The following is a 15227-nucleotide window of genomic DNA, read 5'->3' on the forward strand; positions in this document are numbered from 1 at the left end:
ATTATATTCAAGTTATCATTTGAATATACAGGGAACAGTAAAGATTGAATGATGAATCTATAGAGTAGTGATTTTCAAACTTGGTTTAATCGAGCCCAAAAGAGTAACTAAGTAATTTGAGCTGAAAGACAGAAACATTTGACAAAACATAGATGATTATCTATATTTTATACATAGATAGTTATCGATATGAAGGAGAAAAGCTATGAACTATGAAAAAACATCATTATTATTAAAGGCTATGGCTGATCCAAAACGGATGAAGATTGTGGATCTTCTTTCTTGTGGCAGTCTTTGTGCATGTGATCTACTGGATCATTTTGACTTTACTCAGCCAACACTATCTCATCATATGAAGGTGCTAGAACAAGCTGGAATTATTTCAGTCAGTAAAAAAGGGAAATGGCATCATTATACGTTACAAGAAGAGTTTGTCAGAGAATTTTTGGGTTCAATGATGCAACTGCTGTCTAATGACGAGCAAACGTGTATCTGTCAGAATAAAGAATGTGTAGAAAAAGGAGAAGAAGTACATGAAAAAATTAGAACTATTTGAACCAGCAATGTGTTGCTCAACCGGTGTTTGTGGTCCCTCAGTGGATGAAACATTGCTCATGATTACCTCAGTTTTTGAAGCGCTACAGGGAGTCTTTCAAATTGAAGCGACTCGTCACAATTTGACCAGCGACCCAGATGCGTTTGTCAATAATGAGACTGTGTTGAAGGTGATGCAAGAAAAAGGCAATGAAATCTTGCCAGTTACAGTGATAGATGGTGCCATTGTTAAAATGGGTGCGTATCCAACAATGGATGAACTTTCTAACTACACTGGGTTGGTATTTGTTAACCAAAATTCTGAACAGACAGGCGGTTGTTGTGGCGGATCTGGCTGCTGCTAAGGGAGATGTAAATATGCAACGATATGAATTAAATCAACTGAATCCGACAAAATATTTATTTTTTACTGGTAAAGGTGGCGTGGGTAAGACAACGGTTGCTTGTGCGACAGCGACAAGTTTAGCAGATAATGGCGCGAAGGTGATGTTGGTTAGTACGGATCCTGCTTCGAATCTGCAAGATGTATTTCAGACAGAATTGACCAATAAACCAAAAACGATCGACAGCATTCCTAATTTGAGAGTAGCTAATTTTGACCCAGTGACGGCCGCAGCTGAATATAAGGAAAGTGTTGTTGGTCCTTACAGAGGGATTCTACCCGATAGCGCATTAGAAAACATGGAAGAGCAGCTGTCTGGTTCATGTACCGTGGAGATTGCGGCTTTTAATGAATTTGCAAATTTTTTGACAGATAAATCTGTTGAAGAAGCCTACGATCACATCATTTTTGACACGGCTCCGACCGGTCATACATTAAGGATGCTGCAGCTGCCTTCTGCGTGGAGTAATTACTTAGATGAAAATACGACAGGTGTTTCTTGTCTAGGACAGTTATCTGGTTTAGGCGATAAAAAAGAGATGTACGCTGAAGCAGTTAAAACGTTAAGCCAAGAAGAATTGACTACACTAATGTTAGTGACTCGCCCTCAAAAAGCGGCAATAATCGAGGCGACTCGAGCGTCTGATGAATTAAGTCAACTAGGTATTCTTAGCCAAAAATTAATTGTTAATGGATTACTTGAAACAGCGGATGATCCTATTTCACAAACGATTTACGACCAACAACAAAAAGATTTAAGTGAGATGCCCGCAGGATTAAAGAAATTTGAGCAATTCTATGTTCCGTTACGAGCGTACAACGTAACAGGTATCCAGAATCTACGGACTTTACTTGATAAGAATCAACCACCGATTTCAGAACAAACAAATCCAGCGATTGAATTGCCTACACTCAGTGAGATTGTCGCTGATTTTATCGCAACAGATAAAAAAATTATTTTTACAATGGGTAAAGGTGGCGTAGGGAAGACCACTATTGCGATTCAAATAGCGAAAGCTTTGTCAAAAGCTGGCAAGAAAGTTCATTTAGCGACAACAGATCCGGCCGATCACTTAAGCCTTTATTTAGCAGAGACTAAAGAAATTTTTGTGAGCCATATTGATGAAGAAAAGGAATTGCAAGCTTACCAAGAAGAAGTTTTAGCCAAAGCAAGAGAAACGATGAGTGCGGATGATGTTGCATATGTGGAGGAAGATTTGCGTTCCCCTTGTACCCAAGAGATTGCCATATTCAGAGCCTTTGCTGAGATTGTCGATAAGGCTGAAAATGAGATTGTTGTGATAGACACCGCACCAACCGGTCATACATTGTTATTATTAGATTCTACCCAAAGCTATGCAAAAGAGGTCGAACGCAGTGCTGGTGAAGTTCCAGCATCTATCAAAAAACTGTTGCCGCGTTTACAAAATAAGGCTGAAACTGAAGTATTAATGGTCACCTTACCTGAAACGACGCCTGTTTATGAATCATTACGGCTTGATGCGGATTTGGATAGAGCAAAAATTGCTCATACATGGTGGCTAGTCAATCAGAGTATGTATGCGACAGACACATCGAACGTAATTTTAAAAGCTCGGGCAGCCAATGAGATTGAATGGATAGAGAAAGTGGCTGAAGTATCCAACGGGCATTTTGCAGTGGCTGAATGGGTGTCTGATTTTGAAGCAGAATTCGTCCACTAAACGTTTTACTTTTACGATAGATGAGTTTCTTTCTTAAAGGGACTTATCTATCTAAATGGAGGTTATGATAATTATGAGAAAAATTGAAATTTATGAACCGGCAATGTGTTGTCCTACCGGCGTGTGTGGTCCCTCTGTGGATCAGGAGTTATTGACAATTACGGCAATCACAAAAGAAGTCAATGCGTCTGAGGAAAATCGAATCTATAGAAGAAATTTGTCACAGAATCCACAAGCCTTTGTCAGAAGTGAAGTAGTCAATCAAAAATTGAAAGAATCTGGAGTAGAAGGATTGCCGCTGACTCTCGTAGATGGACAAGTTTATCTGGAAGGGAAATATCCAACTATCGAACAAATACGTGAATTGACAGGATTGAAGTTAGAAGATATAAAATAAATTCTAGAAACTTTGGAGATGAAATAAGTGAATCAAGTAACAAAAAAATTATCATAAATTATCATTATTAGATAGATATCTAACCTTATGGATTTTTATCGCAATGGCTGTAGGGATTGGCCTAGGTTATTTCTTACCCGGCGTACCCAAGATGATTAACCATTTAGAAGTCGGTACAACCTCTATCCCTATTGCAATCGGTCTAATATTGATGATGTATCCCCCTTTAACCAAAGTGAAATATGAAGAAATGTGGCGTGTATTCAAGAATTGGAAAGTTTTGTTGCTTTCCTTAGTGCAAAATTGGATCGTCGGTCCCATTGTTATGTTCGTACTGGCGGTAGTTTTTCTTCATGACTATCCAGACTACATGGTCGGACTGATCATGATTGGTATTGCTCGATGTATTGCGATGGTCATTGTCTGGAGTGAACTTGCTCAAGGCGATAGTGAGTACACGGCAGGCTTAGTTGCCTTTAACTCGATCTTCCAAATTGTTTTCTATTCGCTATTTGCCTATATATTTGTGACTGTTTTGCCGACATGGTTAGGTTTAGAAACACATTCGGTAAATATAACTATGGGTGAAATTGCCAAAAGTGTCTTTATTTATCTAGGAATTCCTTTTATTGCTGGGATTAGTTCAAGATTTCTTTTACTTAAATTCAAAAGGAAAACGTGGTTTGAAACAAAATTCATTCCTAAAATTAGTCCAATTACATTAATTGCTTTGTTACTTACAATCGTGATTATGTTTTCTGTTAAAGGGGAAAAAGTCATTGAATTACCTCTTGATGTTGTAAGAATTGCCATTCCATTATTTTTATACTTTATTATTATGTTTTTCGTTTCATTCTTCATTTCTAATAAAATGGGCACGAGTTATCCAGTCGCAGCTTCGCTCTCTTTTACCGCAGCAAGTAATAACTTTGAATTAGCGATTGCTGTGGCAGTAGACGTCTTTGGGATTAATTCGGGGGAAGCTTTTGCAGCCGTTATCGGTCCACTAGTTGAAGTGCCCGTACTCATCGCATTAGTGAATGTTGCTTTGAAATTTAAGCAAAAATATTTTACGAAAGAAGGCGTAAGCCACTAGGAGGAAAAAATGAGCGCTGAAAATAAAAAACAAGGATTAGGGATTTTTGAAAAGTATCTGACTTTATGGGTTATTTTATGTATGGCAGTAGGTGTGTTGATTGGGAAGTTTATTCCAGCTGTGGCAGACACATTAAGTAAGTTTGAGTATTATCAAGTCTCTATTCCAACCGCGATATTAATCTGGTTAATGATTTATCCGATGATGTTGAAAATTGATTTTACTAGCATTGCTCGTGCAGCAAAGAAACCCAAAGGACTAATTATCACCTGTGTAACCAATTGGTTGATTAAACCATTTACTATGTATGCCATTTCAGCCTTCTTCTTTTATGTTGTCTTCAAAAATCTAATTCCCGTGGATCTAGCTAAGGAATATGTTGCCGGAGCAGTCATTCTCGGCGCAGCACCATGTACCGCTATGGTTTTTGTCTGGAGTTATTTAACAAAGGGAGACGCAGGTTATACCTTGGTTCAAGTAGCTATCAATGATTTGATTATTCTATTTCTATTCGCACCTATCGTAGCGTTCTTACTAGGTGTTGACAATGTGGCCGTTCCAATGGGGACACTCTTACTATCAACGTTGCTCTTTGTGGTTGTACCGCTATTATTAGGCTTCTTCACACGCGTGATAATTATAAAAAATAAAGGCTTAGCGTATTTTGAAAATGTCTTCTTAAAGAAATTTAATTCGGTTACCATTATGGGGTTATTATTAACATTGATTATTATCTTCTCTTTCCAAGGAGAAAAGATTTTAGCTAACCCTATGCATATTTTACTTATCGCGATTCCATTAATTATCCAAACCTTTCTTATTTTTACAATCGCTTATGGATGGGCTAAGCTTTGGAAGCTACCGCATGATATTGCATCACCAGCAGGTATGATCGGCGCAAGTAACTTTTTTGAATTAGCCGTTGCAGTAGCTATTTCATTATTTGGGTTACAATCCGGCGCTACGTTAGCGACTGTAGTTGGCGTTTTAGTCGAAGTACCAGTCATGTTACTGTTAGTTAAAATATCTAATCGCACAAAAAATTGGTTCATTCAAAATCCATCAGAATTGTCTGATATCGGAGGGAATTAACAATGAGAAAAATTTACTTTTTATGTACAGGCAATTCTTGTCGTAGTCAAATTGCAGAAGGTTATGGAAAAGCTATTTTACCAACTGCTGAATTTGAAATTAAAAGTGCCGGCATTGAACAACATGGGTTAAATCCTAGAGCTGTTCAAGTAATGGCTGAGGAAGGGATAAATATCTCTACGCAAACATCTGATTTGATCGATATGGATTATTTTAATCAGGCAGACCTAATTATTACGCTATGTGGTGATGCCAAAGACAAATGTCCAGTAATTCCAAAAGGGATTGAGCATGCTCATTGGGATTTGGAAGATCCAGCCAAAGCAACTGGAACAGAAGAAGAAATCATTAATAAATTCAGAGAAATTAGAGATGATATAAAAAGTCGTGTAGCGAATTTGCTAGATTAAGTAGCAACTGTCATCTATCTCGGTAAAAGATAAAAAGACGTAAAATGTCCTTTTGATAAATTGGAAAATTAAAGTAAAAGCCGTGCGAAGTGAAACATAAATCTTCGATGGCTCTTACTATTTTAAGAGAAAAGGATCTGCTTTTGGCGTAAAATTGGATTTATCTATCTGACATACTGACGAGTATTTTTTGACCCTATATTTGACCTTCTCAATCACATTTAAGTAGGTGTGACCGGCTTATACAATTATTCGAGAATCTAGTAGCTTAGCTAATTCTGGCCTTGAAACCCCTATTAGACAGCTATCCAGCCATCAATACGGTCTCAAATAAATAAGAGGGGAGGAATAACTCTAAAAAAGATTGATAAACTAGTAAGAAAATTGTATTCAACTACCATTCATCTTTGGTTCAAATTGGTTCAAGTAATATCAATATTAATCCTATTTTATCCATATCAAACTATTTTTTAGATGTTTGTAATGTTGATATAATTGGATTTCTATTGATAGAAGTACTTGTAATAAGTACGAGTCACATCTCAAAACGTTAATATTATTATCGTTCAAACAAAAGCACATTCCAATTTTGGAATGTGCTTTTTTGCTTGTTACGAGAATAATACTGATTTAAGTTTTAAAAAATGATACTCAATGTTACTTGATTACGAATAAAAATATGGAGTAGAGATTTCAACAAAATCATGTATCATTCATTTAACTTTGGAAGTTTTTTATGCTTACTTATTTTTCTAATCAATGCCAATCAATTGATTATTTATGTTATTCCTTTGCTAGGTGGGATACAATATCAGTGGGTAGCGTATATTTGAGGAGGAGAAAAATGAAAAGAACTTTTGTTGTTGGGGCATTACTTACAAGCTTATTGGTACTAGGAGCGTGCCAGAAAACAGAAACGACAGTAACTACTAGGAGTCAATTGAGCGGTATAAAAAAAGATAGTAGCACGTCTATTACTAATAGTAGCTCTAAAGAAATGAGGACTAGTAGTAGTCAGAGTAGCGTGGTAAAAGAATCTACAGAAGTGGAAACAGATGTTAAAAGTATCGCTCAAAAACAATTCGTCGGGAAAATTTTTCTAATAAGTCCAATGCTTTATGATGGAGAAGATGCAAGTCAAGCAATGGAAGAAAATAAAGCACCACAAAATCTGATACATGATGGTGCGTCGACAGTTCGATTCACAAATGAAACGACAGCACATATAGAATTAGCTGGGACTTATAGACCAGATTATGATACGCAATATACATTGACAGAAAATCAATTAAGTATTGGTCAGCATACGATTCCTTATACCGTTAAGAATGGTGTACTTACTTTTGATACATGGACGACGGATATGGATGGGCATACGGTTACTTGGGGTATCACTTCGGCTAGTGATTCAACAGAAACTACTTCTTCGACTTCATCAGTCGACACGAAGAATTTGACTTCGGAGCAATTCAAACAATGGGTCGGAGCGGTATTGGACCAACAATTTAGTATGGGTAGACCCTCATTTTCTTATAAGCTATCGGTCGAAAACCACGAGGGCTATGCCTATGTACGGGTAGACGATAGTGAAAAACAAGTTGATACCATTGATATGTTTCGCATCAATAGCTCGGGACAATTAGAAGAGCAAGACCTTACCCATGGTTATCCTGCAACCTATAAAGTTGTTTCCTCACAATTTATGGATACTTCAGCTGTTAAGGAAACAAATAATTAAAATAAGGATGTCCTTATTTGCTTAGGCGAATAAGGGCTTTTTTTATAGTTGAACAGATGTTAGAAAAACTAACGTGAAAGTTGCGTTTTCTAGTTTGTTTTCTGAAATATTTTCAGAAAACAATTGATTTTATTCAAAGGTATAGTTATAATTTTTCTGTTGATGAACGAGCTGGAAAACTAGTTTTAGATAGGAAGTTACATCGATTTAATAAAATAAACAGTTGATATAAGAATGAAAACAGTAATTTATGTTGATTGTAGGAGGTTTTTTGATGAAAGCATATATGCAACGAATTGGTCGATCATTGATGTTACCCGTTGCAACTTTACCGATTGCAGCTTTGTTTATGGGCGTTGGCTATTGGATTGACCCAAGTGGTATGGGTGGGAATAATGTTGTTTCGGCATTTCTTTGTACCGCAGGTGGTATGATACTAAATAATTTAGGAATCTTGTTTGCAGTAGGTTTAGGCTATGGGATGTCAAATGATAAAGATGGGTCAGCTGCACTAGCGGGACTAGTAGCTTTTTTTGCGCCAATTACGCTGTTGAGTACCAGTTCAGTGGCGAATCTTTTACAGCTAAAAGAAGCAGCAGTTAACCCCGCTTTTGCGGCCATCAATAATGGAAATGTTTTTATCGGCATTTTAGCTGGATTGATTGCGGCTGCAGTCTATAATCGTTTTAGTGGGACCAAATTACCGATGGCACTTTCGTTTTTTAGTGGCCGACGCTTAGTTCCAATTTTAACGGCAGTCATCATGGCCGGTCTTTCATTACTCTTATTGTTCATTTGGCCGATTGTATTTACAGGGTTAGTTGATTTTGGAAAACTGATATCTAACATGGGGCCTTTTGGTGCAGGTCTGTATGGATTTTTCAATCGTTTGTTGATCCCAACAGGGTTGCATCATGCGTTGAATAATGTTTTTTGGTTTAATACTGCAGGTATCAATGACATCGGAAACTTTTGGTCAAATAGTGGTATTCGTGGAATTACCGGTCGCTACCAAGCCGGCTTTTTCCCTGTTATGATGTTTGGTTTGCCAGCAGGAGCATTTGCGATTTATCGTAGTGCACGGCCAGAAAAAAAGGCTGCCACAGCTTCTTTAATGCTAGCAGCGGCTTTTGCATCATTTTTTACTGGTGTGAGTGAACCGTTAGAGTTTTCATTTATGTTTGTAGCATGGCCTTTATATCTTCTACATGCGGCTTTGACAGGGATCTCATTGTTCATAGCGGCGCTGTTTCATTGGACGGCGGGTTTCAATTTTAGTGCCGGCTTAGTTGACTATGTTTTGAGCTTGCGTGTACCGATGGCGAACAAACCGTATATGTTGCTTGTCTTGGGTGTGATCATGGCTTGCGTTTATTATTTCTCATTCCGATTTGCGATTGTAAAATTCCATTTGATGACACCAGGGCGTGAAGAAGCTACTGGTGAAGAAACGCCAGATATAGAAGTGGAAACTTCTGCTGGAGATAAACATGCTATTTTGGCACAAAAAATTTATGGCTACTTAGGTGGTTCAGAGAATTTAACGGCGATCGATAATTGTACGACACGTTTGCGGTTACAAGTACACGACACTGACCGTGTCGATCAAGCTAAAATCAAAGCGACAGGTGTGCCGGGTGTTCGAGTGATCGATAAGCAGAATATCCAAATCGTGGTCGGGACAGAGGTACAATTTGTTGCCGATGAACTGAAAAAAATTGATCAAAATGATGTTGAACATACGGACACTCCAGTGGATGCGACACAAAAAGTTATTGAAAAGTTGAGCGAGTCGACAGTTGTAACAAAGGAGCAACCCATCTATTCAGTTGCTGCCGGACAAGTGATTTCGATTACGGAAGTTCGCGATGCGGTGTTTTCAGAGAAAATGCTGGGAGATGGTTTTGCGGTGATACCCGAATCTGGGATGATTTTTACACCGATCGAAGGAACCATCACGAGCATTTTTCCGACGAAACACGCAGTAGGGATTACAACGGTCTCTGGACTTGAAGTGTTATTGCATATGGGGATCGATACTGTCGCTTTGAATGGTCACCCATTTACGTTATATGTGAAAGAAGGCCAGCAAGTTGCACAAGGTCAGCTGATAGCTCAGGTTGATTTAGTTGCTTTAGAAGAAGCGGGAAAGAAAACTGAAATGATCGTCGTTTTTACCAATCAAGAAAAAGTCGCACATTTAAAAATTAGTGCAACTGTTACAGTGGCGAACCAAGTTATTGGTGAAATAACTAGCAATTAATGATTAGCATTTGGCGATTTTTAATTAGTCTAGGAAAGCTGAAAATAAAAAAATTCAGATAAGCTAAACCAAAGTAAGGCTTCACTCTATTTTTAGTAGAGTGAGGTCTTTTTGTTTACTAGAGAAAAATCGTCAACATAGTGGTGGGATTCTATGACAAGCTTAATCATTGATGGAACAACGTTAAAAAGCACCTCTCACTAATTTGAGAAGTGCTCTTTAGTCTTTTTAAATCATAGCGAGAATGATCATCTATACCTTGGTTTATAGGGGCTTAATAAATAAAAATTCTTTTCGATCGTCAACTTCTAGATATTTTTCTTTTTAATAGAAAAGGCTAAGGTTAATCCTAAAAGGCTGAGACAAGTCACGACTTTAAAAGTGATTTGGACACCTGGAACCAATGCTGTAGATCCGAATTTGCTAATATCTAATGAGTGACTAGTCATGATGGTTACTAAAACGGCAGTCCCAATGGCACCAGCAATTTGACGGATAGTATTATTCATAGCTGTCCCATGAGAAATCATAGATAGCGGTAAGGCATTTAGTGCAGCTGTAGTCAAAGGCATCATGACGGTTGCTTCACCAATCATCATGATTACAAAAGCAATTGTGAGGTAAGAAAAGCTAGTTGTACTAGAAATTTTTGTAAGTAAAAATCCACTTACCGTAACAAAGCTTAATCCAACGAAGGCTAATGGACGAGCACCTAACTGATCATAAATTCGACCAGTAAAAGGAGATAAGATACCCATCACGATTCCACCTAACATAAGCGCTAGGCCAGATTTAAGTGCGGAGTAATGTAAAACACTTTGCATATAAATAGGTAAAATTGTCATCCCACCAATAAAGGCAACAAAGACGATTATCACCATGGCCATGGGCAAAGTAAACATTTTATAGGTAAACACTCGGAAATTTAACATAGGCTCTGCTAAATGTGATTGACGAGTAATAAACCACGTTAAGGCTAATATTGCTACAATTAAAATGCCTAAAGTAGTAGGGGAGGTCCAACCAAAGCTCCCTGCAATACTAAAGCTATATAAAAGTCCACCGAATCCCAAACTAGATAAAATAATTGATAGAAAATCAAATTTTGGTTTGTTCGTCTGAGTGATATTTTCGACTAAGAAAAAGGCGAGCAACAAAATAATCAAGGCGATAGGTAATAAGAGATAAAATAAGATTCGCCATTGAAATTGATCGACGATCCAACCGGATAAAGTGGGTCCCACAGCGGGAGCAAAAGCGACGATTAATCCGAAAATCCCCATAGCTACTCCTCGCTTTTCAGGAGGGAAAATTACGAAAAGAACAGTTTGCATGAGAGGCATTAAGATGCCAGCCCCAGATGCTTGCACCATCCTACCAATCAGCAATAGGCTGAAATTGGGAGCAAATCCGCAAAGTAAGGTTCCTAAAGTAAAGAGCGACATAGCAGTAAAAAAAAAGACTACGAATACTAAAGCGTTGAATTAAAAAAGCGGTGATCGGAATCATGATACCATTGACAAGCATAAAGCCAGTCGTCAACCACTGTGCAGTATTACTAGTAATCTTGAAATCAACCATTAAGTGAGGTAGTGCAGTGGTCATTAAAGTTTGATTTAGAATCGCTATAAAGGTCCCAAACATTAGAACGCCAACGATTCCCATAGGATGTTTAGCTATTTTTTGTTGCATGTAATAATCTCCTTTTTAAATATAGTTGTAAATCTAACAATACGATTTACACATAATAATTCAAAAAATATAAGTTGTCAAACTAAAAGTTGTAATTCTAATTGTTTTGTGGGAAACTATAGAAAAGGCAGGTGGTCATTTTTGAAATATGGAATGGAAGATAGTTTTTTAGAAAAATTTTATTATATTAATATGAGGCAACAAGAATTTATTAAAGGCCGTTTAAAAACGATAAAGTTAGGGATTACCCAAGCTCGTACTATCCATTTTATTGGCCTTAATCCTGGCACAATTCAAAAGGATTTAGCGAATTATTTAGGAATGCAACATGCTTCAGTCACTAATCTGTTAAAAAATTTAGAACAAAATGGTTATATCACACGGAAAATTCCCGAAGATAATGAACGCCAAAAGAATTTATACTTAACGAAAAAAGGTGTAGAAGATGCACAAAAGGTTCAAGAAATTTTTTATGATTTAGAAGGTAAAATCGGCGAAAACATTTCTTTAACAGAAAAAAATCAGCTGATGGAGACATTAAAAAAGGTTGATACTACTTTAGGAACCGTTTAAATATCTGGTTTGAGATGCTGATTTCGTCAATTTAAAAAATGATGTGATCAGATAGTTTATACAGTATAAATTAGTTGAAAAATAGATGGTTTAGTTTAGCATCTCACTATTTAGTGAGATGTTTTTTTGAGAAAAAATTTTTAGTTGGATGGGCTGTTCAGAACGATAGATCGATTGACTTTAGTTAAAAAAGGAATTAAAATATGCTTGCGCACGCAATTATATATCTACAGAAGGAGATTATTCTATGAATGAACAAGCTGAAAGTAATTTGAAATGGTTAGGTAAATTGACCCGAGAGTATCAAAAAGAATTAGACCAAGTATTGATCCCTTTGCATTTGAATTCTTCCAATTACTATTTCATCATGAAAATCCATGATCATGGCCGATTGCCACAAGAAAAATTAGTGGCCTTAACAGGATTGAATGGCAGTAATGTCACAAGGACCGTTCAAAAGCTAATTGATCAAGGTTTTGTAGTCAAAGAAAAGAATGAGCAAGATCGTCGCGGTTTTTTATTGGCCTTAACTAGTGTAGGCGAAAAAATTTATGACCAAGTTGTAATAGCGGTAAAAAAAGCACAAGCAATTTTTTATTCTAAGCTGACCGTAGATGAGCAAAAAATATTTGAACAGTTACTAGGTAAGCTAGTCGAAAATTGAGAGGGCGAATGTGATGAGTAATCAATTTCTAAGTGAATTAATAGAAATACCAGAAAATTATCGTAAGGTTAGTAAGACGAATGAAAAAAGAAACAACCAAACAGTAGAAATTAGACGCTATCAAGTCGCAGGAGAGTATACGTATAATGGCCCTCGAATCATTGAAGTTGTAGGATCGGGAAAGTTGATTAGCTTAAAAAATCTGACAACGGTCCCGGTTGGTCGATTGTTAACAGCTGAAAAGGCTCAAATTTTAGCCGTACAACTTTTTGCTAAAGCTCATCCGGCGTATGCTAAAGGCCTATCTTTTATTCGAATCGAACAACAGGAGCGTTCTTTTTGGGATGTTGAAGGGAAGTTACAAACCTTCCCTGTTCAATGGGTCAAGTTTGCCCACCAAAATGGAAGCTACAACTGGGTGACTTTAGGAGCAACAGGAGTACTGATCGAGTTAGAAATCGACTCCCGCTGGGATTATTTCCGTGGCCGCCGTAAAACTGAAATGTGGGACAATGATGATTGGGTACTCGCTCGTGAGGGGAAAGGTCCGCAATTAGCGAGCCCCAATGCTCTTGCGTAGCCTTATTTGTTAAATGAAATGAGGAGAATGATCGATGGACGAACTTCAATATGAACAAGAGATTACTTTATTAGGGCAATTAAGAGCGCGGCTACAACGCTTAGAAGAGACCGAATACATGACAGCTTATTATAAAGGGTATAGTTCTAGTGGGATGACGGTCGAAGAAATCAAAGTTGCAATCGAGGAATTATCTCAAGAGATTCAATTAATAGAAGAGCAGTTAGCAGGACACGAATGGTAAATCAAAAATAAAAAACTAAAAAAGTTAAACGGTAATTTTGCTTCTTCGTTCGATCCTTAGTATAATAACGATGTTTTGAAAGGCTCGCGTTTTAATCGACGCGTCAGGAGGAAGTATACATAATGACCAACAATTTTTGGGCAGAATTGCCAAAGCCCTTTTTTATTTTGGCGCCAATGGAAGATGTGACTGACGTTGTTTTTCGCCATGTCGTCCAAGAAGCCGGAGCACCCGATGTCTTTTTTACAGAATTTACGAATTCAGATAGTTTTTGCCATCCCGATGGTATTGAAAGTGTCCGTGGACGCTTGGTATTTACGGAGGATGAACAACCGATGGTGGCTCATATTTGGGGAGATAAGCCAGAATTTTTCCGAGAGATGAGTATCGCTTTAGCGGATATGGGTTTTAGCGGGATTGATTTGAATATGGGGTGTCCGGTACCAAACGTCGCTGAACGCGGCAAAGGAAGTGGCTTAATCTTACGTCCAGAAGTAGCAGCAGAATTGATCGAAGCAGCTAAAGCAGGTGGTTTACCCGTTAGCGTGAAGACTCGAATCGGTTTTTATGAACAAGCGGAGATGAAAGACTGGATCAGTCATTTATTGAAGCAAGATATCGCAAATCTATCAGTTCATTTACGGACTCGAAAAGAAATGAGTAAAGTTGATGCCCATTGGGACGTGATTCCTGAAATCATAAAATTACGTGATGCAATTGCTCCGCAAACGTTATTAACGATCAATGGAGATATTTTAGACCGAAAAATGGGCTTGGAATTAGCCGAAAAATACGGTGTGGATGGTTTGATGATCGGGCGTGGGATTTTTAAAAATCCGTATGCCTTTGAACAAGAACCTAAAGAACACACACCAGCAGAAATGATCGGTTTGCTACGTTTACAGTTGGATTTACAAGATCAGTATGCTGAACAAGTTCCCCGCTCTATCGTAGGATTACATCGTTTCTTTAAAATCTATGTTAAAGGTTTTCCAGGAGCGAACGATTTACGAATTCGTTTGATGAATACGAAATCAACAGCCGAGGTTCGGAATATCCTAGATGATTTCGATAAAAATCAAACAGCCCTTCTTTCATAATGAAAAATCAGGAGGAATGAGATGAAAGCTTTATCGATTCATCCAGCATATGCACTGGAAATTTTAAAGGGTCAAAAGACCGAAGAATATCGGACGTGGTCTACTAACTATCGTGGGGACTTATTAATTTGTGCTACTGCTAAAAAAACTCTGGGCACTATTTCTGGTCACGCGCTTTGTGTTGTTCGTTTGGATGCGATCAGAGCCTTGAACGATGGGACCTATGCTTGGGTCTTAACCAATCTTCGTTATCTTGAACCGTTTAAAATCAAAGGCAAGCAACGATTGTATACTATCGAGGATCAAATGATTCAAAGTGCTTTAGATAAGATCGATCGAGAAAATCAATCTCCTCAGTTTGAAATAGTCTGGGAAAGATATTATGAGCAATTTCTTGAATAATGATTGATTGGACCAGCATAAAATTATTAGCAATAAATGTTGATTTTCATCCGTCGTGGGATAACAGGTTGTTTTGTAAATTTATTGATTATTAGTCAAAAATAGTACCTCTTAAAAACACTTACTTAAAAAGTAGGTGTTTTTATTTTGTCTAAAATAATAAAAATAAAAACTTATAAACATCAATATGATTAAGGGAAAAAGGTTTATAACAATAGAATTTGATTTTCCATCGTTTAAACCGCTTCAAATGAAGCTGAATTTTAATAAAAATAACTAGTTTTTAATAAAGTCTTCCAAAGCGCTACAAAGTTATTTTGCTTAAAATTGATTATG

16 protein-coding genes and 1 pseudogene are annotated in these 15227 nt (G+C 37.4%); 15 read left to right on the forward strand and 2 right to left on the reverse strand.

Features of this window, described 5'->3' with window-relative positions:
* The first annotated feature begins 205 nt into the window (after positions 1–205).
* From arsR to nagE, 9 genes and pseudogenes are all read left to right on the forward strand, one after another.
* Positions 206–556 (forward strand): As(III)-sensing metalloregulatory transcriptional repressor ArsR, encoded by a 351-nt coding sequence (gene arsR / locus RV04_RS08060; protein ID WP_010750088.1) that lies wholly within the window; start codon positions 206–208, stop codon positions 554–556.
* Positions 534–899 carry an arsenite efflux transporter metallochaperone ArsD gene (gene arsD, locus RV04_RS08065; RefSeq protein WP_061724874.1) on the forward strand — a complete coding sequence of 122 codons (366 nt, stop codon included), beginning with the start codon at positions 534–536 and terminating at the stop codon, positions 897–899. The genes arsR and arsD (RV04_RS08065) overlap by 23 nt, the downstream gene beginning before the upstream one ends.
* 13 nt (positions 900–912) lie before the next feature.
* On the forward strand, positions 913–2640 hold the full coding sequence (gene arsA / locus RV04_RS08070) for an arsenite efflux transporter ATPase subunit ArsA (protein WP_025480573.1): 1728 nt from the start codon (positions 913–915) through the stop codon (positions 2638–2640).
* Positions 2641–2713: 73 nt separating this feature from the next.
* Complete coding sequence (arsD, locus tag RV04_RS08075; RefSeq protein WP_010750091.1) at positions 2714–3037, forward strand: arsenite efflux transporter metallochaperone ArsD; 324 nt, start codon at positions 2714–2716, stop codon at positions 3035–3037.
* Positions 3038–3092: 55 nt separating this feature from the next.
* A pseudogene (arsB, locus tag RV04_RS08080) lies at positions 3093–4133 on the forward strand (ACR3 family arsenite efflux transporter); the annotation flags it as partial.
* A 9-nt stretch (positions 4134–4142) separates the two neighbouring features.
* Positions 4143–5225 carry an arsenite efflux transporter membrane subunit ArsB gene (gene arsB, locus RV04_RS08085; protein ID WP_061724878.1) on the forward strand — a complete coding sequence of 361 codons (1083 nt, stop codon included), beginning with the start codon at positions 4143–4145 and terminating at the stop codon, positions 5223–5225.
* A gap of 2 nt (positions 5226–5227) precedes the next feature.
* Positions 5228–5635, forward strand: a complete 408-nt coding sequence (gene arsC / locus RV04_RS08090; RefSeq protein WP_071857951.1) for an arsenate reductase (thioredoxin) — start codon at positions 5228–5230, stop codon at positions 5633–5635.
* Between the two features lie 844 nt (positions 5636–6479).
* Positions 6480–7373, forward strand: coding sequence for a hypothetical protein (locus RV04_RS08095; RefSeq protein ID WP_071857952.1), 894 nt, complete (start codon positions 6480–6482; stop codon positions 7371–7373).
* 274 nt (positions 7374–7647) lie between these two features.
* On the forward strand, positions 7648–9636 hold the full coding sequence (gene nagE / locus RV04_RS08100; protein WP_071857953.1) for an N-acetylglucosamine-specific PTS transporter subunit IIBC: 1989 nt from the start codon (positions 7648–7650) through the stop codon (positions 9634–9636).
* Between the two features lie 308 nt (positions 9637–9944).
* Here nagE and RV04_RS08105 read toward each other — a convergent pair whose 3' ends face one another.
* Together RV04_RS08105 and RV04_RS13400 are read right to left on the reverse strand one after the other, a co-directional pair.
* Positions 9945–11081, reverse strand: coding sequence for a DHA2 family efflux MFS transporter permease subunit (locus RV04_RS08105; RefSeq protein ID WP_211271186.1), 1137 nt, complete (start codon positions 11079–11081; stop codon positions 9945–9947).
* Positions 11011–11328: an MFS transporter gene (locus RV04_RS13400; RefSeq protein WP_211271187.1), complete on the reverse strand. Its 318-nt coding sequence runs from the start codon at positions 11326–11328 to the stop codon at positions 11011–11013. The genes RV04_RS08105 and RV04_RS13400 overlap by 71 nt, the downstream gene beginning before the upstream one ends.
* Positions 11329–11469: 141 nt before the next feature.
* Here RV04_RS13400 and RV04_RS08110 point away from each other — a divergent pair, with 141 nt between their 5' ends.
* From RV04_RS08110 to RV04_RS08135, 6 genes are all read left to right on the forward strand, one after another.
* Positions 11470–11901 carry a MarR family winged helix-turn-helix transcriptional regulator gene (locus RV04_RS08110; RefSeq protein WP_245791071.1) on the forward strand — a complete coding sequence of 144 codons (432 nt, stop codon included), beginning with the start codon at positions 11470–11472 and terminating at the stop codon, positions 11899–11901.
* Positions 11902–12148: 247 nt separating this feature from the next.
* Positions 12149–12565: a MarR family winged helix-turn-helix transcriptional regulator gene (locus RV04_RS08115; protein WP_071857954.1), complete on the forward strand. Its 417-nt coding sequence runs from the start codon at positions 12149–12151 to the stop codon at positions 12563–12565.
* Between the two features lie 13 nt (positions 12566–12578).
* Positions 12579–13145 (forward strand): hypothetical protein, encoded by a 567-nt coding sequence (locus RV04_RS08120; RefSeq protein ID WP_071857955.1) that lies wholly within the window; start codon positions 12579–12581, stop codon positions 13143–13145.
* A 34-nt stretch (positions 13146–13179) separates the two neighbouring features.
* Complete coding sequence (locus RV04_RS08125) at positions 13180–13389, forward strand: hypothetical protein (protein WP_071857956.1); 210 nt, start codon at positions 13180–13182, stop codon at positions 13387–13389.
* A gap of 122 nt (positions 13390–13511) precedes the next feature.
* Positions 13512–14489, forward strand: a complete 978-nt coding sequence (locus tag RV04_RS08130; protein ID WP_071857957.1) for a tRNA dihydrouridine synthase — start codon at positions 13512–13514, stop codon at positions 14487–14489.
* Positions 14490–14510: 21 nt separating this feature from the next.
* Positions 14511–14891, forward strand: a complete 381-nt coding sequence (locus RV04_RS08135; RefSeq protein WP_071857958.1) for an ASCH domain-containing protein — start codon at positions 14511–14513, stop codon at positions 14889–14891.
* Positions 14892–15227 lie beyond the last annotated feature (336 nt).

Source organism: Enterococcus hermanniensis, from assembly GCF_001885945.1.
Taxonomy (GTDB): domain Bacteria; phylum Bacillota; class Bacilli; order Lactobacillales; family Enterococcaceae; genus Enterococcus_A; species Enterococcus_A hermanniensis.